Here is a 23563-nt window from a genome sequence, read left to right as displayed (position 1 = left end):
CAGCATGCCATTGCATTCATCGGGCGACAGCACGATGTGTTCATTCCCGACCGCAAAAGTGGTCGACGCCATTGGAATGCTCTTGCGCATGCCGGCAGCCGCCCACTGACGATAGAACGAGATGTGCGCGCCGCCGACCAGCGCCGACCAGACGAAATCCGGCTTCGCTGCCTGGATCTTGGAGATGGTCGGGCCGAAATTGGTGACGTCGAGCGGGAAGAAGTCGATCGCGGGGACCTCGCCGCCGTTCTCGGTAACGTATTTCTTCACCCATTGCGAGGTGATCTGGCCGTAATTGTAGTCCGCCGCGATCACGTAAACCTTCTTGCCCCATTTCTTCATGGCATAGGGCACCAGCTTTTCCACCGTCTGCGCCGGGGTCACGCCGGTATCGAATTGATTGCGATCGCAGACGCCACCTTCGTACTGGGTGTTGTAGAAATAGAGCGTCTTGAACTTGTCGAGCACGGGCCGGATCACCTCGCGCGAGGCCGAGGTGATGCCGCCATGGACGACCGCGACCTTGTCCTTCAGGGCCGCCTGCTGCGCGAACTGCGTGTAGAGCGGCATGTTCGACTGGGTGTCGTAGTTGATCAGCTTGAGCGGCCGGCTCAAGAGACCACCCGTTGCGTTGGCCTCCTCGATGGCAAGAGTCATCGCGTCGACCATCGGCTTGCCGTAGATGTCGAGGCCGCCGGAGAGATCGTGAATGCTGGCGACGTTGATCGGATCTTCCGCCCAAGCGCTGGAGGAAAACATCCCGGCGGCAGCGGTGGCCGCCGTACCCTGCAAGAACGTTCTGCGATTGAACCTCATAGCCCTAGTCCTCCTCGCGGTTGCCGCTGTTTCATGAAGTCAGGTATCTTTTCAGAATTGAGGCCCCCATCGTGTATTTCGGGTCGACCATGTTGCCGAGCCGGATGCGTCCGGCCTGGCTGAGCAGCATGTAGGCGTCGATCTCGTCGAAGCCGTAGTCGGCGCTCATCCAGCGAACCAACTCGCGATAGGCGATGCGCGCCGCATCCTCGAGCGGTCGGGCGCTGCCGATGGTCATGAGGAACTCCCGGGTCTCGAGCCGCGGCCACGCAAAGCTCCAGTCCTTGATGACGTCGATCTGCATCGTGACGGTGGCGCGCTGCTCGATCGCGACGCCCGACAATTCGCCGTCTCCCTGGGTGGCGTGGCAATCGCCGACATAGAGAAGACCACCTTTGACATGCACCGGGAAGTACAGGATAACGCCCGGAGCGACATCGGGCAGGTCCATATTGCCGCCGTGATAGTCCGGCTGCAGCGACGAGATTGCCTCGATCTCGGGCGATATCCCGATGGTGCCGATGAACGGTTGATAGGGCAGCGTGATCTTGTCGCTCCAGCGCACGCCGTCCTTGTCGACGTGCATGACCCTTACCCGCTCCGGCAAGGGCGGATTGAGCAATGCGGTTGAGGCAGTTCCGACAAGGCCGCCAAATTCCGGAATGATGCAGGTCTTGCCGGCCGGCTGCGCGCCGCGGGTCTCCACCGCATGAATATGCACGGCCAGGCAATCGCCCTTCCCGATGCCGTTGACGGCAATCGGGCCGCATTGAGGATTGAGGAAGGGAAACCGCAGCTTTGCGGTCGGACTGTCCTTCTCGCTGGTGATGACGCCGCCAAAGGCATCTTCGGTCTCGACGGCGACGACATCGCCGGGATCGATCGTCAGCGCCGGCTTTGCGTAAGGACCGTAAACGTAATGGAAAGGCCCCTGCTTTTCGATCGTGAGCTCGTGGCGTCGTCCCGCCCGGCCCTTGGCGAGGCCGCGCTTTGCCATGATGGAGGTCTCCAGCCAGGTTTCGTCGATCATTGCGCAATCCTCGGAGGCAATCGGCATGCAAGCACGCCAACGCCGGATTTGCCTGGTTCAGTTTAATTTCCACTCTCCGGCGGCTTCGATCGCCCGCGCCAGCCGTATCAGCGTCGCTTCCTCGAAGTGGCGCCCGACCAGCATCAGGCCGACCGGCAAACCATTGACGCGGCCGCATGGCACGGTGAAGGCAGGATGTCCGGAAACGTCGAACGAGCAGGTGTTGGCCTGCATGTTGAGGGCGACGTCGATCACGGTGTTGAGCGGCGCATCGGGCGGCGGGATCGGCGTCGCAGTAAATGGAATCGTCGGCATCGCCAGGGCGTCGAATTTTTGCAGCGCGTCATCGTAGGCCCGATGCAGCAAAGGCCGGAGATTTTGCGCCTTGGAATGATAGCGCCCGTGATAGTGGCGGTGCATATATTCGCCGAGCATCAGCACCAGCTTCACCGTCGGCGACACGTCATTGATCCGTGTTCCCATGCCGCGCGCAAGCGCCTCCTGCATCGAGACCGGATAATAGCCCTGGACGTTGTTGCCGACGCCGTAACCCTTCAGCATCATCTCGGCGGCGCCTTCCAGAATGACGCCGCTCCAGACATGCGGTCCATCGAGATGCCAGGGCACGGAGACTTCTTCGCTTGCGATGCCGGCTTTGCCTAGCGCCGCAATGGTTTGTCGCACCTTCTCGTTGACCGCCGGATCGCTCTCGGAATGGCCAAACCCCTCGCGCAGGACGCCGATGCGCAGCCCCCTCGCGGGATTGCCGAGCGCCGCCATATAGTCGCCGGTGCGCGCGGCAATGGTCCGTGTATCCCAGCCGTCATGACCGGCGATGACCGTCAGCAGGCGAGCGACGTCTTCGACCGAAGCGCACATCGGGCCGCAATGATCCACCGAGTAGCTGATCGGCATCGAGCCGGTGGTCGGCACCAGGCCCCAGGTCGGCTTCAGACCGTAAACGCCGCACCAGCTTGACGGCGTCCTGATCGAACCGCCCTGGTCGCCGCCGAGCGCCATCGGCACCTCACCCGATGCCACCAGCGCGGCACTGCCGCCAGAGGAGCCGCCGGCGCTGTGCGCAGGATTGTGCGGGTTACGGATCACGCCGCCGGCGCAGGTATGGCTCGCGCCTGAAAAGCAGAGATCCTCGCACGCAGCCTTGCCGGCGATCGTGCCACCGGCGTCGAGAATCCGCGTCACGACCGTGGCGTCGAGTTCGGGAACATAGCCTTCGAGCAACGCCGAGCCGTTCATCATCGGCACGCCGGCGACGCAGATATTGTCCTTGATCGCGATCTTTTTGCCGCTCAACAACCCCTCTGCGCCGGTACGGATGTTCGTCTTCCAATACCAGGCGCCGTAAGGATTTTCAGACGCCGCAGGCCGATAGCCCGGCGAGCGCGGCGCAATCGGCGCCAGCGCCGGAGGCACCAGCTCGTCCAGCCGGCCATAGGAAGCCAACGGTCCCTTGAAAGCCTGCTGAAATGCAGTGATCTCGTCAGTGGTGAGGACGAGGCCAAAGTCGGCGCCGAGATCCTCGATCTGCTCCAGCGTCGGAAGGCGAACGGCCATACTCCACCCTTCGGGTCGGGGAGACAAAATGAAAAAAGCCACCCGCGGCCCGAGAAGGGCCTCGAATGGCAACAGTGCCGATGCTATCAATGGTCGCGTAGGTTACGGTGCAGATCGAAACTTGGAGTCGTCACTCAGACGTCATCGGCTGCGCGAGAACTCTTTCGCAATGCACGCATTCACGTAGCAGTCATTGTGTCTTAGCGCCGCTGGCCTTGTCAATGCGAGGCCAGCACGTTTTTTATGCTGGTCGCATCAATGGCGTGCAGTGCTGATTGACGATGCAAGGAAGCAAGGCCTAGTTTCTTGCGACGAGATTGTTGCCGAACAGCGCCCTGGTTTCTCCATGAGCAAGCCGTCCATCCCTCTCGGCCTCGTATTCTCCCAGTCGGGACCCTATGCCATGATGGCGGGCGAAATGCGCAAAAGCGCAATGATGGCGGTCGACGAGATCAACCAGAGCGACGCCTTCGATTTCACGTTCACGCCGCACCTCCGCGATCCCTGCGGAGTCGTCGCCGAGTATCACACTGCGTGCGCCGATCTCATTCATGAGGAGCATGTCGGGCATATCGTCGGTTGTTACACATCGGCCTCACGCAAGCAGGTAATTCCGATCGTCGAACGGACCGAGCGGCTGCTCTGGCATCCGGCCCGCTACGAAGGATTCGAAAGCAGCGACAACGTCATCTATGTCGGCGCCGCGCCCAACCAGCATGTCGTGCCGCTGGTGCGCCACATGCTCGACCACATCTCCGCCGACGTATTCTGCATCGGGTCGAACTATATCTGGACCTGGGAAATGAACCGCGTCATCCGCGAAATCGTGACCAGCGCCGGCGGCCGCATCCTTGCCGAACGCCTGCTCGAACTCGGCGAGATCGCAGTGGACCACATCGTCACGGAGATCATCGACCGAAGACCGCCCGTCGTGTTCAATACGCTGGTCGGTGAATCCAGCTACGCGTTCATGCGTGTCCTCCATGCGGCGGCGACGCGTGCCGGCCTCTCGATCCCGATGCTGAGCTGCAGCCTGTGCGAGCCCGAACTCAAGCTGATCGGATCAGCGGCCTCGGTCGGGTGCATTACCTCATCAGCATATTTCGAGAGCATCGAGGGCGCCGAAAATTGCAGCTTTGTGGCGCGATGGAAGGCTCGTCATGGCGAAGACAGCAGCCTCTCGGTCGATGGACAGTCCACTTATGTCTGCGTCATGCTGCTTGCCCGCGCCATCCGCCGCGCGGGTTCGGCGGAGGTCGGCGCCGTGCGGCGCGCCGCGGCAAATCATCGCTACGATTCCCCGCAGGGTCCGGTTTGGGTGGATCCCGACAACAATCACTGCTTTCTCACGCCAAGGCTGGCACGCTCAATGCCTGGATGTCAGTTCAGTATCTTCTGGGAAGCCGATGCGCCTGAACGTCCGGATCCGTATCTTTCTAACCTGGACCTGAGCGCGTTCGGCAGGAGGTCGGGAAAGAGCAATGATGCGATAGCCAAGCGTTCGAACCATTTGCGTATCGTGAAATGACCAGACCATCCCCCTTTTCCGTCCGCGGCCGTCGCGCTCTCATGGTGATGAAAGATGAGCGCGAAATCCCGATCGTGCGTCGCCAGCTCAGCCGCCTCGGCATGACCATTTCCGAGCATGATCCGGCCGAGCCGCCGCCAATCCAGCCTTTCGACGTCATCCTGTTGGATGCAGACAGCATTCCCATCAAGTCTGACCACGCCACCCTGTGGAAGGGCAGCGTCCCGATCATAGCGCTGATCGGAACGGAAACGCCCAGTCGATTGAAGTGGCTGCTCGATCTGCGACCAGCCTCTTTTCTCGTCAAGCCGCTCCGCTCTGCCGGGCTTTACACCGCCCTGGTAATCGCGTTCGATTCAGCGCAGCGAAGACTGGAGCAAGTCGCGCACATCGAAAAGCTGGAGGATCGCATCAGGTCCCGGCGGGTTGTGTTCGCTGCCGTTCTGCAGGTCATGCGCGGTCACGACATGTCCGAGACGGAGGCGTTCGCGCTCATTCGGCAGACGGCAATGCGACATCGCACGACGATCGAGGTCTTGAGCGCGGAGATCCTCGCGGCTGGAGGAATGCCGAACCGGACTACGCGAACGGCATAGAATGGCACCAGGCTTCGCCCAAGGCTTCACGTTGCTACGGATTGGCCGGAGCAACCTGCGGCTCAGTGAATGGATCTGTGCGGTGCACTACCCCGTCGGCATACAATCCATCGATCTCCGCGTGCGATAGGCCCAGCATAATCGACAGAATATCGGTCGTATCGTCGCCGATCGACGGCGCGCCGCGCCAAATACGCCCTGGTGTCAGCGACATCTTCGGTACGACGCCGAAGACTCGGATCGGCACGCCCGACTGCCGGTCGAGCACCGGCACAGTCATATCGCGAGCCGCGTAGTGCTCGTCGCTGTATTGGTCGCGTACGTTGAACACGCGAGCGCAACCTATCTGGGCTGCGTTCAGCGCGGTCTCCACCTCAAGCGCCGTGTGTGCGGCACAATAGTCGCGCAGCCGTCGGTCGACCTCGCGCCCCTTCTCGGAGTTCACCGCCGCAGCATCCTTCGAGCATTCGTCGTAGCTGTATTCGACCGGGTCAAGACCGAGGAATTTGGGCACGCGCTTGTAGATCGCACCGCCGAGCGCCCCGATAAAGACCCAGCCGTCGCTGCATTTGAAAGTGTCGTAGGGTTGAAAACCCGCCGGCCGGTTGCCAGTATGCCCGTAGACCGTACCCTCACCGGTAAAAATCGGCAGCGTGTTGCCGTTGGTCTGCGCCACCGCTTCATACTGCGCGAGATCGATGACTTGACCTCGCCCGGTTTTCTTGACCTCCCAGAGCGCCATCATCGTCGCCGCCCAGCCGGTGAGCGCGGTCACATAGTCGCCGGTATAGGACTTCGCACGCTGCGGCGGACCGGCGGGGTCACCCGTCAAGTTCATCATGCCGCCATAGGCTTGCGCAATCGCGTCATAACCCGGTCGCCCGAGATAGTCTTGCTTTCCGTACTGACCATAGGTGCTGACCCGCACGATCACGAGGCTCGGGTTTACCGCGAGCGCCAACTCGTTGGTGATACTGTTGCGTTCGCATGTGCCAGGTGCCGAGGATTCCATCCATACGTCGGAAATCTTCCATAGCGCCATTAAGAGCTCTATGCCGCGCGCCTTTTTGAAGTCGAGCCCTAGCGACAATTTGTTCTTCGTGACTTCGGCCTCGTCACCGCCGTGGGGGCGCGGCCCCCGCTGCAATTGCGGCGCGGTAAAGCGAAACACGTCGCCTCCCGGCTTCTCGATGTGGATAACTTCAGCGCCGAACTCCGCGAGCTTGGTGCCAATATAGGGTTGAGCGATCAACTGCCCAGTGCCGACCGCGCGGATGCCCTCCAACGGCCCGAACGCTGGCGCGATGCACGGCGTCTTCGGTCGCTCCAGGCGCTTGATCCAAGTCGGGATAGAACCCCGAAGTTGCTCGATCTTACTCTCGTCGCGGATAATCCTTGGATCGTGAGGCATGCACACCCCCGTTGGTGAATGCACTGGTCAAACTTGGGTTCAAAGCGATTCTGGGCAGAGACAGGGAAAGCACGTGATCAATCTTCGCACGCTGAAGAATCAGTGAAATTTTTCGGACGTAACCCGTCAGTCGACGGCGTCCCGAATGCGGCTCCTTCGACGCAACATTATTGATTGCGGTTTTAGACGCAACATTATTGATCGCAGTTTTAAGTGTCCGGCGCCTCCGCCGCTTGCGCGACAGTGAAGGACACGACGGGCGTTGCGCGCCGATATGGCAATCTTGATGACATTCATACTCCCTTGGCAACTCGCGCCAAGAAGATGCGCCTACAAATTGGCGGTCAGAATGCGTCTAGGCAAGCCAAAAAGCTCTCTGCCACCTGCTGCGCGTGTGTCTCAACTGAATTCAAAGGATCAGGAAACGGAAGCGAGATATGTTATCGATGGCAGTCTGCTCAGACCTTGAAAGCAGACCATCGCTTTGCCAGGCCTGTTCCTGTGCCAACCAATGTGCCAGCGATCAAAAGGATGAAAGCCTAGCGGGAGGGAATTCGCGGAGCTTCCGAAATTCTCAAGTCTAGCTGACGAACACTACTCGCGTCTCCAGAGAAACGCGTCTGTATAGGTCCTCGACATCGTCGTTAACCAGCCGGATGCATCCGGAAGCGACGAGATGGCCAATGGTTTTCGGCGAATTCGTGCCGTGGATGAGCAGGCCAGGTTTGTCGAGCAACAGGGCACGTGCCCCCAGCGGACTGCCGGGTTGGCCGGCCGACGCAAGCGGCGCGTCTGTGCTCGCGCCTGAAGTCCTCCAGTCAGGCCATTCCATCTTGTGGATGATATGGAAGAAACTGCCTCCCCTGAGACATTCCTGCGCGACTCCGATGCCGTAGCGGCGCGCCGAGTTGTTCGAATCGATCAGATAAAGGAAGCGGTTTTCGCGGTCGATCACGATCGAACCTGGAACGACAGTGGTTCGATAGAAGACCACTTGCCGCTGAAGAGCAAACGGAAGACCTTCGCCCGTCGAGCCGCCATCGACGCCGGGCTTCAGGTCGGTCACGACGACGTCGTCGCCCACGCGCGCCACCTTCGATGATGCCGTCACTCCGGTTCTGGCCACGCCAGGGACCTTGCTTGGGACATATCCATACAACAAGGCTGCCGCGGCGATGACGACGACGAGAGCGGCGGTGCCGTAGGCTATCGGCTTCCAGCTTCTGTTCGTCGATAACACCTCGTTGATTTCAGCCGCAGACTTCGCTCCGTCGGCGACGAACTGGTCCTCAATCCGCCGGATGGCGTCCTCAAGTGCAGCCGCGTGCGATGCAGCAGCCTCGCGCGTCAGCCGCGATTTCCTAATGAGGCCGTAGGCATCCCTGTAGATCTCGTCGCGCGCCGCAGCATCCTTGCCTTCCACCGCCTTGGTCAGCAACGAGTAATAGTCCACGTCCATGGGGTAGCCTCTGAAACTATCTAACCGGAGGCGCGTACTGGATGCCGCCCTTCGTCCAAAGTGCATTCAGCCCGCGCGGGATGCTGAGCGGGGACTGAGTCCCAACGTTTCTCTCATAAATTTCTCCGTAGTTGCCTGTCGCGCGAAGGGCGCGCACGGCCCAGTCGTTCGAAAGGCCTAGTTGCTGGCCAAATTCACCCTCAATTCCGACTAGGCGTCGGACATTAGGATCAGAAGATTTCAACGCGTCGTCGATATTTGCCGACTTGACGCCGAGTTCCTCGGCGTTGATCAACGCATAAAGCGTCCACTTGACCAAGTTGAACCACTGGTCGTCACCCTGCCGCACGGCCGGTCCCAGCGGCTCCTTCGAAATTACTTCCGGTAGGATAACGTGGCTGTCGGGTGTCGCGAGCTTGAGCCGCTCGGCATACAGCTGCGAAACGTCGCTAGTCAGCACGTCGCATTTGCGGTCTTCGTAAGCTTTCCGACTTTCTTCCGCAGTACCAACAGCCAGGGTTTTGAGCGACATATCGTTGGCACGGAAATAGTCCACGAGGTTGAGTTCGCTCGTTGTGCCGGTCTGCGTGCAAACCGTCTTACCGCTAAGCTGAAGGGCTGTATCGACACCGCTCTCCCGACGCACCAGAAAGCCCTGTCCGTCGTAGTAGGCAACGCCAGCGAACATCAGACCGAGCGACGTTTCGCGCGACATCGTCCAGGTCGAATTGCGCGACAGCACGTCGATCTTGCCCGACTGCAGCGCAGGGAAGCGGGTCGCAGCGTCGAGTGGCGTGAACGTTACCTTGGCCGGGTCGCCAATGACTGAAGCTGCGATTGCCCGGCAGATATCGACATCCAGGCCAGTCCAATTGTTCTGGTCGTCCTGGCTCGAAAAGCCCAGCAATCCCTGCCCGACGCCGCAATTGAGCGTGCCGCGCTCTTGGATGGCCTTCAACGTCTGAGCGTTCCCGGGCGGGGTGTTTGTATTCAGTACGGCGATGATTGCCGCGGCCAGGACGACGGATCGGCTTGTGAATTTCGGCATTCCGGTTTTGCGATCTGGTAGGGCGCGAGTATCGGACGCTTTATACTAGTGACGCGGACGGATCTCTGAGGGTCATCGCTCAGTCTTTGCCGCGAACGAACGCAAGTCTTGATCTAGATCAAAGACGGCGCAAACGACGATCACCGTCCGTCCATCGCGCGATCGGACGTCCCTGATAGGCCGAGTCCCCACCTACCTATTCCTCCCGCTATCAAACCATTATGGACGAGGTTCCTGCCTCGCTAACGGGACCGAAAGCAGCCATGCGGCTTCGGGGCACTACGGAGCTTCTGCCAAGACCCGAACCACGTCCCGACTACTCCCGGAAACCGACATGGCAGCCGCGGTCTCCGTACGCGTTGGGAGCACCGCCGACGTTAACCCTGTCGGCAAATAGTCCGTACGTGGGTCGGCAGCCGCCGACAAGTTGCCTCATTGGTACGGAGACTTTTCACCGGCACTAACTCAGGTTAGAGGCGCATCATGCTGAGAATGGCGTCGTTGGGCCTCCTTATCCTGCTGGGTGTAGGAGTACTGTCAGCAATGGAGCTCAGAACTCCACCGCGGAGCGCAGTAGCGGTCGTCCAGCCCATTGCTATGCCAGCCATAGACATTTCCGATTCCCATAGTGCGTTGGCAAAAGCTGATCGCCTTGAAGTTGCCGCTGTGAACGCCGAGGTGCCAGCACAGGCTGCTTTGGTCGATGAACGCATTGCCCCGCCGAATGACCTCGGTATCCGTTCTTCGGAGCCTCCGAGGCCGGTCGCCCGTCGGCGGCACAATCCAGAATCGAAGAAGGTCGCAACCGCTGCACGACCCAAGTCGAAGCCAAGGGCAACCGCTGTCAGGCGAACTGCCATTTTGCAGCGTTCAAAGGCCGCCAGCGATACCGAGCCCTGTCGGCTCAACGCGTTTGGTGGCTTGCGCAAGGCTTTGAATTCAGCCGACTGCGAAATCTGATTCAGCGACTCATAAATCCTCGTCGAACGCCTTGCCTCCGCGCTGGCCAAGAAGCATCTGCGTCGTCTTGGGTATGTCCACGCTGCGTCTGGGTTGCCCCCGATAGCGGCATCGAAGGCGGACGACATCCCAGTTCGGCCTCATCCTTGCTGCAGACACGAGCCGTTTAATGCCGGGTTTGGGAGCGAGCTCTTTTTTGGACCGCTCAAGATACACATCTTACAAAGGAGCAGATCGGCCGGCCGGCACGCCCGTTAATTTGGTCCAGCGCTGGCTTGAGGCCTTCGGCGGCAAGGGCAAATCCTCGCGCGCCAGTGCGCCGGGCGCGACGCCTGCCGTCAGCCGAAATAGCTAATCGAACCGTCCAACGATAGCCATGAACGCCGGCGAACTTGGGTGGGCGAACCAACCGGACCACCATGTCCTCCAGCTCCAACGCCAGTATCGCCAAGAAAGCCCGAACCAAGGCTGAGGCGGATTTCGCCACTTGGCTCATGATGGCCAAGCTCGGTGGTTTCGATGACCTGCCGTCAAATGCCCAGAGCTTTCTGACCAGCTATCGAACCCGACTCGAGACGATGAGCGAGGCCGAGTCCACGGCGCTGGCTATTCGCGAGGTCTACAGCGCATATTACAGCGCAATGGGAGGCGTAGGTACGGCGCCCGAACCAAAGGCTCGGACGCCAACGACAGAGGGCAAAGTCGTGGGGTCCCAGAGACCGACTAAACAGCGGCCTGGCCTATCGGCTGCGCGTCACTCGACGAGGCCGATGACCCGAAAGTCCTTCCTGACGCTGCTGGTTTTCGCGAGCCTGGTGGCACTTATTGTCGTATTCAGTTTGCTGGCGCAGTAACACCACCCGCGGGCACGAAAGTTCCCGGACCGCCGCTTTGGCGCACCGGTGTTGCAACTTAGGCGGAGAAGACCGAGGCTGCTCAAGCTTGGCCCGCATCGCTTCCAGTCAGAGTCGGCAGCACCTACGAGTCTAGGTATTTCGTGCAACGAATCTAATACCGACCACCGTTTGGTGAGATGCCTTTGCGGACCGATCGTTAAGCCGCGTGAGCTTCCAGGAAGCGCTCGGCGTAATGGCAGGCGACGAGGCGGCCGTCAAGCGGGCGCAAGGGTGGACGCTGCGAGCGGCAGAGGTCGGTCGCATGGGGACAGCGGGTCGAGAAGACGCAGCCCTTTGGTGGTTCGAGCGGCGAAGGCACCTCGCCCTTCGGCACGACACGCTGGCGTTTGCGGCCAAGGCCCGGCGTCGCGTCGAGCAAGGCCTGAGCATAGGGGTGCAGCGGCCGCGCAAAGATGCGCTCTTTCGCTCCGTGCTCGACTGCGATTCCCAGATACATGATCATCACGTCATCTGCGATGTGACGCACCACGCCGAGATCGTGCGAGATGAAAAGATAGGCCAGCCCTAGTTCGCGCTGGAGATCGACCAGGAGGTTAATGACCTGCGCCTGCACCGACATGTCGAGCGCGGAGACCGGCTCGTCCGCAACCAGCAACTTCGGCCGCAACATCAAGGCGCGCGCGATCGCGATGCGCTGGCGCTGGCCGCCCGAGAACATGTGCGGATAGCGGCCGTATTGCTCCGGCCGCAGCCCTACCCTCGCCATCATGTCGAGCGCCTGCGCCCGCCGCTCCTGCTTCGAAAGCCTGGTGTTGATGATCAGCGGCTCTTCCAAGATCGCGCCGACGCGCTTACGCGGGTTGAGCGACCCATAGGGGTTTTGAAACACGATCTGCACGGCCCGGCGCAACGTCTTTGCGGCGCTGGCCGAGAGATTGATAGCATCCACCCCATCGAGCATCAGTGTGCCGGCGCTCGGCTTCTCGATGAGCGTCACGAGCCTTGCGAGCGTCGACTTGCCGCAACCGGACTCGCCGACGATCGCCAGCGTCTTGCCGGCCTCGAGCGCGAACGATACTCCGCCCACGGCCTGCAGATGCGCGCGGGGGCGGAACCAGCCCTGCTTCATCTCGTAACTGCGCTTGAGATCGGTGGCAGTGACAAGCGCTGTCATGACACGATCTCGCGCTTGAGGATCGCTGCCCCGCCGGCGTCGGCCCGATCGGCCGCGATGCGCTCATCCCGTGTCGGATCGCCGAGCGGATAATGACAACGGATCAGGCCGTCCATCCAGGGGCGCAGGTCGGGACGCGCCTTGTCGGCCAGCGGCGTTGCATAGGTGCAACGTGGATTGAACAGGCACCCCCGCGGCCGATCGTAAACCCCGGGCACAACGCCCGGAATGGTAGCGAGCCGTCCGCCATCGCTCGCCTCCGGGCGCGCCGCCAGCAAAGCGGCCGTGTAAGGATGCTGCGGCGACGCGAACAGGCCTTGTGTCGGGCGCTGCTCCATGATCTGCCCCGCATACATCACGGCGACGCGCTCGGTCGTGTCCGAGACTACGCCCATGTTGTGCGTGATGAGGATCAGCGCCATGCCGCGATCGCGTTGCAGGGACAGCAGAAGATCGAGGATCTGCGCCTGGATGGTGACATCGAGCGCTGTCGTCGGCTCGTCGGCGATCAGGAGCTTCGGATTGCAGGCGATCGCCATCGCGATCATGACGCGCTGGTTCATGCCGCCCGAGAGTTGGTGCGGATAGGCCGACAGCCGCTTCTCGGGAGACGGAATGCCGACTTGCTCGAGGAGTTCGACCACGCGCCGCCGCGCGGCCTTGCGATCCATCCCTTCGTGGATGTGTAATGTCTCGGCCAGCTGATAGCCTATCGTGAAGGACGGATTGAGCGATGTCGTCGGCTCCTGGAAGATCATCGCGACGTCCTTGCCGGTGAGCGCGCGGCGCTCGCGATCGGTCAAGGTCAGCAGATCCCGCCCCTCGAACCGCAGCCTGTCGGCCGCGACGCGCCCCGGGTATGGTACCAGTCCCATCACGGCCAACATGGTGACACTCTTGCCGGATCCGGATTCTCCGACGATCCCCAGCACCTCGCCTCTTTCCAGCTTGATGTCGATGCCATCTACAGCGCGCACCATCCCACTTTGCGATGGAAACGCGACCGATAGATTTTCAATCTCGAGGAGCGGCATCAGATCGTCTTTCAACAGTGATCATGCGCTATCGCTTGAGCTTGGGATCGAGCGCGTCACGCAGTCCGTCGCCGAGAAGGTTGAAGGCCAGCACGGTTACAAGGATCGCCAGACCTGGAAGCGTGACGACCCACCAGGCCCGCAGCACAAATTCGCGCGCATCCGCTAGCATGGTGCCCCATTCGGGCAAGGGCGGCTGCGCGCCCAGACCGAGAAAGCCGAGCGCGGCCGCGTCCAGGATCGCCGTCGAGATGCCGAGCGTCGCCTGGACAATCAGCGGCGCGATGCAGTTCGGCAACACCTCCTTGAACATTAAGCGGAGCCGTCCGGCGCCAGCGACTTTGGCCGCGGTGATGTAATCTTTCGAGACTTCGCTGATCACGGCAGCGCGCGCGATCCGCACATAGTGCGGCAGGAGCACGATCGCGACCGCAAGCATGGCATTCATCAGGCCGGGCTCAAGGATCGCGACGATCACGATCGCGAGCAAGAGGCTTGGCAGCGTCAACGTGATGTCCATCAGCCGCATGATCGCGATCTCGATGACGCCGCGAAAAAAACCCGCGACCAGCCCAAGGATCGTCCCGGCGACGACCGACAGCGTCACCACCGCGATTCCGATCAGAAGCGAAAGCCTTGCTCCGTGAATAAGACGGGAAAGAATATCGCGGCCGATCGCGTCGGTGCCGAGCGGATAGGCGATCGATCCACCCTGCTGCCAGAACGGAGGTTTCAGAAAGGCCGCATTGTTGGTGACGATCGGAGAATGCGGCGCAACGAAATCGGCGAACAGCGCAAGAAGGATCAGAACCACGATCACGGCGAGACCCGCCACGGCGCCGAAATTTGTCTTGAAATCGAACCAGAATTCCAACAGCGGATGCGGCGGAGCGCCGGCTGCGACGACGGGATTTTCGAGCGCTTCAGCGGTCATCTCGTGTACCGGATGCGGGGATTGATCAGCCCGTAGGTGACGTCGACCAGCAGATTGACGATCATGACGATCGCGCCGATCAACAGCGTGCCGCCCTGCAACACCGGATAGTCGCGGCGGTTGATACCCTCGATCAGCCATTTGCCCACGCCGGGCCATGAGAAGATGGTCTCCGTGAGGATCGCGCCCGTAAACAGGACACCGACCTGCAGCCCGATTACCGTCACCACCGGAATCAGTGCATTGCGCAGCGCATGGATCGCGATCACCCGGAAACGCGGCAGCCCCTTGGCGCGGGCGGTACGGATGTAATCTTCGCCCAGAACCTCCAGCATGGCGGACCGCGTCATGCGAGCTATCACGGCGAGCGGCACGGTGCCGAGCACGATCGTCGGCAGCACGAGATGTGACAAGGCCGAACGAAACGCGCCGAAATCGCCGTCCAGCAGCGTATCGATCAGCAGGAAACCGGTCACTGGTTCGACAAAGTACTGCACTGCGATCCGGCCCGACACGGGAGTCCATCCGAGCTGCACCGAGAAAAGCAGGATCAACAGCAATCCCCACCAGAAAATCGGCATCGAATACCCGGTGAGCGATATCCCCATCACGCCATGATCGAAGATGGAGTTGCGGCGAACCGCGGCGATGATGCCGGCCGGCAATCCGAGGCACAATGCAAACAGGATCGCGCAAACAGACAGCTCGATCGTAGCCGGAAACAGCATCCGAAATTCAGAGATCACCGGCTCATGGGTGACGATCGAGCGGCCGAGGTCGCCATGGGCCATCCGTGATAGATAGAGGCCGTACTGCACCAGCACGGGCCGATCGAAGCCGTAGTCAGCGCGCAATTGCGCGAGCCGGGCCGGATCGATGCCGTGTTCGCCCGCCATGGTCTCGATGGGGTCGCCGGGGATCAAGCGGATCAGCACGAACACAAGCAACGTGATCCCGATGAAGGTCGGAACCACGAGACTCAGCCGGGTAAGAGCGAACCGGAGCATGCCGTCCTCAGTCATCTCGAAGGAAGGAGAAGGGCAAGAAAAGCGGTGGAACGGCGAAGGCCCCCCCGCTCTGGTCTTCTACTCCTTGACGTCGACGCCATAGAAGTTGTGGCGTCCGAACGGCGACAGCTTGAAGTCGACAACCCTCTTACTGACGGGCTTCAACTGCACCGCGTGCGCGATAGTGAACCACGGAGCCTGTTCCTTGAAGATCACCTGGGCCTGCGCATACAACCTGGCCCGCTCGGCCTGATCGCTGACGGCCTTGGCCTTCACGACCAGATCGTCGAACGGCTTGTAGCAGAACTTGGCGATATTCGAGCCAGATGCCGATTGCGCCGAGTCGCAGCCCAGCAGTGTGTGCAGGAAGTTGTCAGGATCGCCGTTGTCGCCGGTCCAGCCCAGCATACCCATCTGGTGCTCGCCGGCCTGCATCCGCTTGCGGTATTCGCCCCATTCAAAGGACTTGATTTCGGCCTTGACGCCGATCTTGGCGAGGTCGGCCTGCATCAACTCCGCTATGCGCCTGGCGTTCGGATTGTAGGGGCGCTGCACCGGCATGGCCCACAGATCAGTTTCGAAACCATTGGGAAATCCTGCATCGGCCAGAAGCTTCTTGGCGGCCGCCGGATCATAGGGATCATCCTTGACGTCGTCGTTATACGACCACATCGAGGGCGGGATGGGATTTTTGGCCGCGATGCCGGTCGACAGATAGACGGCGTCGATGATCGCCTTCTTGTCGATCGCCATGCTAATGGCCTTGCGCACGCGCACGTCGTCAAACGGCTTCTTCTGAGTATTGAAGGCCAGATAGCCAACGTTCAGGCCCGGCTGTTCCAGCACCGTGGCGTTCGGATCCTTTTTGATCGCGTCGATGTCGGCCGGGTTCGGATAAGGCATCACGTCGCATTCGCCCTTCTGGAGCTTAGCCCAGCGAACGGATGCATCCGGCGTGATCGCGTAGACGAGGTCGTCGATCTTCGCCTTTCCGCCCCAATATCCAGGGAACGCCTTGTACCGGATCACGGCGTCCTTCTGATACTGCACCAGATAGAATGGTCCGGTGCCGATTGGATCCTGGTCGATCTTCTCGGGCGTGCCGGCCTTCAGCATTGCATCCGCATATTCCTTCGACTGGATGGCCGCGAAAGGCATCGCGAGGTCGGCGAGAAATGGTGCTTCCGGCTGATTGAGCGTCACCTTGATGGTGAAGTCGTCGACCTTCTCTACCGACTTCAACAATTTCGGCATCCCCATATCGCCGAAATACGAATGGTTCGGACTCGTCACCTTGAAGTACGGATTGTCCTCCTTCCATTGCCGCTCGATCGAAAATATGACGTCGTCGGCATTGAAGTCGCGCGTCGGCTTGAACGACCTGGACGTCGAATGCCACTTCACGCCCTTGCGCAGGTTGAAGGTATAGGTGGTGCCATCCGGCGAGATCGTCCATTTTTCCGCGAGGGCCGGCACCACTTGAGTGCCGCCGCGCTCGAACTCGACGATGCGATTGTAGATCGGCTCATTGCCGTCGAACGACGTGCCGGTGGTGTTGACGCCTGGATAGAAGTTTTCCGGACTGCCTTCCGAGCAGAAAACCAGGGTTTTGGCGGAAGCAGCCGAAGCAAACACAAGCGCCGAAGCGCAGACGGCGGCGAGCAGAATTGATCTGTCCACTGTTGGAACTCCAGGTGAATTCTTGGTCGCGGTCGATTCAGGCACAAAAGGCTGAACGAGCTTGCTATCGGGTACTGCCGCTGTCAATGCGTCCCGAGGTGATGCGCCACCGGACTCCGAAGCAGACGATGCTGCGGGGACGCGCGAATCCGGTCCGTAAAACCTCCCTCAGAATCTCCACTGATCTTCCCAGGCGGCAAAAGTCGATAGCGGTACAAAACGCCGATCACAACGCAAACACTCCGGAAGTAAGGGTCGTCGCCACATTCGCGCCTTTGCTTCCGATCCCGGTCAATGATCAGGAAAACCGTGGTTGGCTTGTGAGGTGATAGCTCGCACCGCTCACCAGACCACCTCGATCCGCTTTGCGCCAACAGCTTCACCTCTATTCGATCGACGGAATGGTGCGCAACCAGGCAACGAGGGCGTCGAGATCCTGCTCAGTCATCTTGCTAACTGGAATCTAGGAAAGCTCATCGGTGTCCGGACAGGCAAAGCCTTTGGGGTTGGCGCGATCCGGAAGCACGAGGCAGTTCCGGGCTTCTACTCATCGTCCTGAGAAGCCTCGACCGCTGCGAACGAGGACGACAATTGCTGTTTCCGCTTTTCGGAGCGTGTTTTGGGTGTCACCATGCTCGTGAAACGACGGGAGGGCCGCAATGCGCTGGTGTGTCTCGGTCGGGGCGGTGCTTGTTGCGGGGGCGATGGTCGGAGGTGACGTTGCTGGCATTGCCGCGCCGACCCCGAACTCTCGATTCGCCGACGCCAACCACAGTGTACAGCCCGTCAATGTCGAGCTCGTTATCGCCGTCGACGTCTCCTATTCGATGGATATGGACGAACTTGCCATTCAGCGCGAGGGCTATGCACAGGCCATCGTCTCGAAAGACTTCCTTCAGGCACTGAGGGCCGTTCCGGGCAGCAAGGTGGCCGTGACCTATTTCGAGTGGTCGATGTCAGGCGACGAGAAGATCATCGTTCCCTGGCGCATGATCGACGGCCCGGAATCGGCGGATGCAGTAGCCGCCGAGATCATGAAAACCCCGGTTCGCCGAGGTTCGAGTACCTCGATTTCCGGCGCGATTAATTTCGCGGTGCAGCTGTTCGAAGAGAGCCCCTATCGCGGGTTGCGGCGCGTCATCGATATTTCCGGCGATGGGCCGAACAACGATGGAGCGCCCGTAACCGGCGCGCGTGACGCTGCCCTGGAGAAAGGCATCATTATCAACGGCCTCCCGATCATGGTGAAAGAGCCATCGCTCTCGACGACCGATATCGAGAATCTCGATCTTTATTACGAGGACTGCGTGATCGGGGGGCCGGGCGCCTTCATCATGACGATCAAAGATCGCGAAAAATTCCAGGAAGCGATCCGGACCAAGCTTGTTCGCGAAGTTGCGGGCCTCGCGCCAGAGAGCGGGATCGTCCCAGCCGCTGAGAAAGAGCCTCGGGTGCCCTGTCTGATCGGCGAAAGAAAATCGCAGGAGCGCGGCCGGCGGTGAGTGTCGAGACCATCATTCAGAGCCGCCGGACGGATAGACTTTAGACAGCAGTTTATCATGGTCGCCGCCCCACGCGCCGGAGCATTGGAGGTGCTAACGTCCGTTCGTGGCCCACATCGACGAACTCCCGCGCTCGTCCAAATGGCAGTGTTCCGGGTCGACCGGAAATGGCTGACGTATGGCCAAAACGACGCGGCTGGCGAGCAGGTCTTGGAAATTGTGCCCCAGCAGGCCGTCGTGAGCATATATTGGGCATAAGGAGGTGCGATATGGCAACATCAGCTACCCAAGTCGCTTTTGATACGCCAGCGGCGGTGTTCCAGCTTCCGGCCACCGACGGCAAGACTTACGCACTAGACGACGTTGCGGGCGCAAAAGGCACAGTAGTCGTCTTCATCTGCAACCATTGTCCCTATGTTAAAGCGGTGATCGACCGCATGGTTTCGGACGCCCGCGTGCTGATGTCGGAGAGCATTGGCTTTGCGGCGATTTGCTCGAACGATGCGGCGAGCTATTCCGAAGACTCATTTGAGAATATGAAGCGTTTCGCGAAGGCTCATGATTTCCCGTTTCCATATCTCCACGACGAGACCCAGAGAGTCGCTCGGGCGTATGGGGCGGTCTGTACGCCGGACTTCTTCGGCTACAATGCCGACCGCAAGCTCAAGTATCGCGGCCGGCTCGACGAAGGGCGCACAACTCCGCCTCGCGCGGGGGCGCCCCGCGAGCTTGTCGAGGCCATGCGCGCGATTGCGACCACAGGTCTGGCGCCGGCTGACCAAAAGGCGTCTATTGGCTGCTCGATCAAATGGAAGGACAAATGAAGCCGATCCCTGTCAACGGGTTTCGCATTGAGACCGCCGCGTGCGGCATTTGCTGCACATGTGCGATTTGACTAGCGGCATCTCGAGGGCGCCGCGGCTGCTGCCGGGGTCGCATTCGCCGGCAGAGAACGTCACGAGGGCGAGTGCCTTCGTCCGCGTGTTTGCTTTGCAAAGATGAGGACCGACACGAAAGCGGCGAGCGCAAGGCTATCGACTACTAGCGTCAATATTTCCATTGCATGGCAATATGGCGTTGTTCCTGTCGCGCCTTTTCGGCGATTTGGCGCGCATATCGCCGGCGCTCGCCAGACGGATTACCGAGCTGATCCAGCGCACGGGCACTGCGAACCGTCGTGAGGCTTCTACAATGAAGGGCGCAAGCACATTGCTAGCCTGATCCTTCACTGGCTGGCCAGCGAATTCGTCCCCGGCGAGAACGGCACTGCTGCAGATCGGCGCGGGAGGCTAGGCGGGAAAGATTAAGAAATGACGCCGCAGAAAGGTATCATTATCGTTGCAATGGCCGAGGGGCGCCAGGTCGAGCAGGACTCGACGGCATCCTGTGCATCGTTGCCAGCACAACCTGACGAGTCCACCCTACGGGCCGTCATGTCAGGCGTCGGTCATCCCGCCATTCGCGCAAGGCGCGAGCCAACAAATCGCGGATTCCCGGCGTCACCCATGTCCACAATACTGAACCAACGATCGGCTCCTGCATCGAGCCAATTCACGATAGCTGAATCGAAATGCATAATGAAGGCGTCTTCCTGCTCCCTATGACCTGTCTTGAGGTCGAAATAATCGACCTGGCAGGCCGGGAAAAATTCGTTCAGCAACCGATCGAATTTCTGCAAGAGACCCTGCCGGCTCGCATCTCCAGTGGGAAATTCAGAGTGGGCAGAGAAAGAGCCGTACAGGCAGTCGTCAACTGTACCGGCCTCGTAGATGGTTCTGCCAAGTACACCATGCGGGCGCTCAGCATCGCCGTTGGGATGTTTCCTTATCGGATAATGGAATCCGCTGGTATGAAAACTAATCAAGTGGCCGCCGATTTCACGAAGCCGGAGCGGTTCCTGCGTCAGCCGTCCGAGGGCTTCCGCAGTCAGCCCATCAAGGACCATGTGCAAAAAATCCGATGTCAGGCTCTCGACCGTTGGACAAACGCGATAGCCCACTGTTCTGAACTGATCATCCCAAATTGGCTGTATCAAAGTCGACCCAGGAAATGCCGCTAGAGCGGCTGCGAGCAAGCGCCTTTGCGTGTCGAGGCGGCTTTCAAGCCAGACATCGTAAAAGGTTGTCGAACCGCTTAAGTCGCGACACCCTTCTCGCTGCATCTCCTCAGGCGCCGGCAGTGGCGGGCACACTCCGTCGATCGTGATCCCGAAATAGTTGCAAACCTGCTCGATCGACATGCCTCCATGCAATGGAGGACCAAAGCCAACATCCAGAAGGCGGGTCCCATCTGCAACACCGGGTTCGTTGGTCAAAGTCACCGAGAAATTTCCGCCCCGATAGCGGATATACACTTCCTTGCCCTCTTGCGTTTCACCCCAAAACTGCGCTGGCGCATATCCTCCGCCAGATAGTCGCGCGAGGTCGAGGCTCAGCGGCTCCACCTTGGGTGGCGTGAAATACCGAGAGTGCGAGTATTTGGATCGCCAATGATTCATTCTAGTTGCCGATCGACTTCACTCCCACTCAATCGTCCCCGGCGGCTTGCTCGTCACGTCGTACACCACCCTATTCACGCCCTTCACCTCGTTGATGATGCGCGTTGCGGTCTCGCCCAGAAACTTCATGTCGAACCGGTAGAAGTCCGCGGTCATGCCGTCGGTGGAGGTGACGGCGCGCAGGCCCACGACGTAGTCGTAGGTGCGGCCGTCGCCCATGACGCCGACGGTCTTCACCGGGAGCAGCACGGCAAAGGCCTGCCAGATCTCGTCGTAGAGGCCGTGCTTCCTGATCTGGTCGATGTAGACGGCATCGGCCTTGCGCAGGATGTCGAGCTTGTCGCGCGTGATGTCGCCGGGGCAGCGGATGGCGAGGCCCGGGCCCGGGAACGGGTGGCGGCCGACGAAGATTTCGGGCAGGCCGAGCTCGCGCCCTAACTCGCGCACCTCGTCCTTGAAGAGCTCGCGCAGGGGCTCGACGAGCTTCATGTTCATGCGCGCAGGGAGACCGCCGACATTGTGGTGCGACTTGATCGTCACCGAGGGGCCGCCGGTGAAGGAGACGCTCTCGATCACGTCGGGGTAGAGCGTGCCTTGCGCGAGGAAGTCGGCGCCGCCGATCTTCTTGGCCTCCGCGTCGAACACGTCGATGAAGAGGCGGCCGATGGTCTTGCGCTTCACTTCCGGATCGGTGACGCCATCGAGCTCGCCGAGGAACTGTTTTGACGCGTCCACGTGCACGAGCGGGATGTTGTAGTGGCCGCGGAACAGATCGACCACCGTCTTGGCCTCGTCGAGACGGAGGAGACCATGATCGACGAACACGCAGGTGAGCTGGTCGCCGATCGCCTCGTGGATCAGCACCGCGGCGACGGCTGAATCGACGCCGCCGGAGAGGCCGCAGATCACCCTGCCCTGGCCGACCTGGTTGCGGATCTTCTGGATCGCCTCCTCGCGGAAGGCACGCATGGTCCAGTCGCCGGATAGGCCAGCGATCTTGCGCACGAAGTTGCGGATCAGCTTGGCGCCATCGGGCGTGTGCACCACCTCGGGATGGAACATCAGGCCGTAATATTTACGCTTCTCGTCCTGGATGATGGCGAACGGCGCGTTCGGCGAGGTGCCGGCCACCGTGAAGCCCGGCGGCATCCTGGTGATGCGGTCGCCATGGCTCATCCAGACCTGGTGCTTGCCGCCGAGCTTCCAGGTGTCCTCGAACAGCCTGCTCTCGGCCTTCACCTCGACATCGGCGCGGCCGAACTCGCGGTGATGGCCGCCCTCGACCTCGCCCCCGAGCTGGGCCGCCATGGTCATCTGGCCGTAGCAGATGCCCATCACGGGCACGCCGGAGGCGAAGATGAGTTGCGGGGCGCGCGGCGAGCCCTCTTCGTGCACCGATTCCGGTCCGCCGGAGAGAATCACCGCCTTCGGCTTCATCTCCTTGAAGGCTTGTTCGGCCTTGTTGAACGGGACGATCTCGCAATACACGCCGTCCTCGCGGACGCGACGCGCAATGAGCTGCGTCACCTGGCTGCCGAAGTCGACGATGAGAATCTTGTCGTGCGCCGAGGCCACATGGGGCGACGACGGGGAGCGGTCGTTCTGTGCTGCTGTCATGGCAAGCAAATACGCGAGCGGGGACAGCCCCGCAATGCCGGAAACCGGCTTTCCCGCCGGATTTTTGGGCCGATTTCGGGGGAAAATAGCCGCGTCGGCAACAGGTGAGCGAAGACTCACTTGCGCCGTTCCCACCCGACTGCGCTGAGCCGTGCCGGCAAGGACGGTAGCCAAACAAGGACGGTATACCCAAGATGCAGCGCAAGATAGAAAAGTCATACGATTCCCGACCCGCGGGCGGCGCCTTGAAGTAGCCTGAATATCTCGTTATATTTCAAGCATCGATACTTGGCCGAACGACTGGGCCGCTTCGCCTCGTTTTTGACGGGCGCGCACGCTTCAGATGATTTCTCCAAAACATCGACCAATCCGGATCATGGGCGCATTGATGCGTACCGGTCCACGTGCGTACTTCCCAAATTAAAGGATATTCCCATGGCTATGGGCACCGTGAAGTGGTTCAACAATCAGAAGGGCTTCGGTTTCATCCAGCCGGATGACGGCGCGAAGGACGTTTTCGTTCACATCAGCGCGGTCGAGCGCGCGGGTCTCAGCACCCTCAACGAAGGCCAGAAGGTCTCGTTCGACATCGTCGCAGACCGCCGCAGCGGCAAGTCTTCGGCCGACAACATCCGCGCCGGCTAGTCCGCCCGCGCGACGCACTAGCGCGCTCTGTCCACGGACGTACTGGCAGAGCGTAAGCGATCAAGCCCCGGCACCGAGCTTCGGTGTGCGGGGCTTTTGCTGTTGCCACGGGACAGCGCCGCCCGCTTTCCGCGGTCATTCCCCGCGAAGGCGGGGAATCCAGTGCGCCGCGGCCTATCAATTCAATACGGAC

At 60.7% G+C, this 23563-nt stretch carries 19 protein-coding genes; 6 read left to right on the top strand and 13 right to left on the bottom strand.

What is annotated here, in order from left to right:
* From SO180_RS37795 to SO180_RS37785, 3 genes are all read right to left on the bottom strand, one after another.
* A partial coding sequence (locus SO180_RS37795; protein WP_449383880.1) for an ABC transporter substrate-binding protein occupies positions 1–816 on the bottom strand: 816 nt, incomplete at its 3' end.
* Between the two features lie 31 nt (positions 817–847).
* Positions 848–1846, bottom strand: coding sequence for an acetamidase/formamidase family protein (locus tag SO180_RS37790; RefSeq protein ID WP_449383879.1), 999 nt, complete (start codon positions 1844–1846; stop codon positions 848–850).
* Positions 1847–1903: 57 nt separating this feature from the next.
* Positions 1904–3421, bottom strand: a complete 1518-nt coding sequence (locus tag SO180_RS37785) for an amidase (protein WP_449383878.1) — start codon at positions 3419–3421, stop codon at positions 1904–1906.
* Between the two features lie 346 nt (positions 3422–3767).
* Between SO180_RS37785 and SO180_RS37780 the strand changes: the two genes are divergently transcribed.
* Positions 3768–4949: a transporter substrate-binding domain-containing protein gene (locus SO180_RS37780; RefSeq protein ID WP_449383877.1), complete on the top strand. Its 1182-nt coding sequence runs from the start codon at positions 3768–3770 to the stop codon at positions 4947–4949.
* A complete protein-coding gene (locus SO180_RS37775) occupies positions 4946–5545 on the top strand; it encodes an ANTAR domain-containing response regulator (RefSeq protein ID WP_449383876.1) in 600 nt (199 codons plus the stop codon). The genes SO180_RS37780 and SO180_RS37775 overlap by 4 nt, the downstream gene beginning before the upstream one ends.
* Before the next feature lie 34 nt (positions 5546–5579).
* Here the strand turns inward: SO180_RS37775 and SO180_RS37770 are convergent, their stop codons facing one another.
* The 3 genes from SO180_RS37770 to SO180_RS37760 all read right to left on the bottom strand — a co-directional run bounded on the left by SO180_RS37770 (position 5580) and on the right by SO180_RS37760 (position 9463).
* A complete protein-coding gene (locus tag SO180_RS37770) occupies positions 5580–6956 on the bottom strand; it encodes a CaiB/BaiF CoA transferase family protein (protein ID WP_449383875.1) in 1377 nt (458 codons plus the stop codon).
* A gap of 580 nt (positions 6957–7536) precedes the next feature.
* Complete coding sequence (locus SO180_RS37765; protein WP_449383874.1) at positions 7537–8415, bottom strand: L,D-transpeptidase; 879 nt, start codon at positions 8413–8415, stop codon at positions 7537–7539.
* A gap of 16 nt (positions 8416–8431) precedes the next feature.
* Positions 8432–9463 carry an amino acid ABC transporter substrate-binding protein gene (locus SO180_RS37760; protein WP_449383873.1) on the bottom strand — a complete coding sequence of 344 codons (1032 nt, stop codon included), beginning with the start codon at positions 9461–9463 and terminating at the stop codon, positions 8432–8434.
* 1379 nt (positions 9464–10842) lie between these two features.
* Between SO180_RS37760 and SO180_RS37755 the strand changes: the two genes are divergently transcribed.
* Complete coding sequence (locus tag SO180_RS37755; RefSeq protein ID WP_449383872.1) at positions 10843–11277, top strand: hypothetical protein; 435 nt, start codon at positions 10843–10845, stop codon at positions 11275–11277.
* A gap of 199 nt (positions 11278–11476) precedes the next feature.
* On the opposite strand, the gene SO180_RS37750 is transcribed toward SO180_RS37755, so the two are convergent.
* The 5 genes from SO180_RS37750 to SO180_RS37730 form a co-directional block, all read right to left on the bottom strand.
* Entirely contained in the window at positions 11477–12454 is a 978-nt protein-coding gene (locus SO180_RS37750) for a peptide ABC transporter ATP-binding protein (protein WP_449383871.1), read from the bottom strand.
* Entirely contained in the window at positions 12451–13488 is a 1038-nt protein-coding gene (locus tag SO180_RS37745) for an ABC transporter ATP-binding protein (RefSeq protein ID WP_449383881.1), read from the bottom strand. Before SO180_RS37745 ends, SO180_RS37750 begins: the two co-directional genes overlap by 4 nt.
* A 28-nt stretch (positions 13489–13516) precedes the next feature.
* Positions 13517–14422 carry an ABC transporter permease subunit gene (locus SO180_RS37740; RefSeq protein WP_449383870.1) on the bottom strand — a complete coding sequence of 302 codons (906 nt, stop codon included), beginning with the start codon at positions 14420–14422 and terminating at the stop codon, positions 13517–13519.
* A complete protein-coding gene (locus tag SO180_RS37735) occupies positions 14419–15429 on the bottom strand; it encodes an ABC transporter permease subunit (protein ID WP_449383869.1) in 1011 nt (336 codons plus the stop codon). Before SO180_RS37735 ends, SO180_RS37740 begins: the two co-directional genes overlap by 4 nt.
* Before the next feature lie 78 nt (positions 15430–15507).
* Complete coding sequence (locus SO180_RS37730; protein WP_449383868.1) at positions 15508–17109, bottom strand: ABC transporter substrate-binding protein; 1602 nt, start codon at positions 17107–17109, stop codon at positions 15508–15510.
* 659 nt (positions 17110–17768) lie between these two features.
* Here SO180_RS37730 and SO180_RS37725 point away from each other — a divergent pair.
* Positions 17769–18611: a DUF1194 domain-containing protein gene (locus SO180_RS37725; RefSeq protein WP_449383867.1), complete on the top strand. Its 843-nt coding sequence runs from the start codon at positions 17769–17771 to the stop codon at positions 18609–18611.
* A 269-nt stretch (positions 18612–18880) separates the two neighbouring features.
* Positions 18881–19435, top strand: coding sequence for a thioredoxin family protein (locus tag SO180_RS37720; RefSeq protein ID WP_449383866.1), 555 nt, complete (start codon positions 18881–18883; stop codon positions 19433–19435).
* A 623-nt stretch (positions 19436–20058) separates the two neighbouring features.
* On the opposite strand, the gene SO180_RS37715 is transcribed toward SO180_RS37720, so the two are convergent.
* Together SO180_RS37715 and guaA are read right to left on the bottom strand one after the other, a co-directional pair.
* A complete protein-coding gene (locus SO180_RS37715; protein WP_449383865.1) occupies positions 20059–21108 on the bottom strand; it encodes a hypothetical protein in 1050 nt (349 codons plus the stop codon).
* Positions 21109–21126: 18 nt separating this feature from the next.
* Entirely contained in the window at positions 21127–22725 is a 1599-nt protein-coding gene (guaA, locus tag SO180_RS37710) for a glutamine-hydrolyzing GMP synthase (RefSeq protein WP_449383864.1), read from the bottom strand.
* Positions 22726–23160: 435 nt separating this feature from the next.
* On the opposite strand from guaA, the gene SO180_RS37705 reads away from it, so the two are divergent.
* A complete protein-coding gene (locus SO180_RS37705; RefSeq protein ID WP_027526965.1) occupies positions 23161–23370 on the top strand; it encodes a cold-shock protein in 210 nt (69 codons plus the stop codon).
* Positions 23371–23563: the final 193 nt, after the last annotated feature.

This window comes from Bradyrhizobium sp. UFLA05-112 (assembly GCF_053572325.1).
This window is presented reverse-complemented; position numbering and strand designations above follow the sequence as displayed.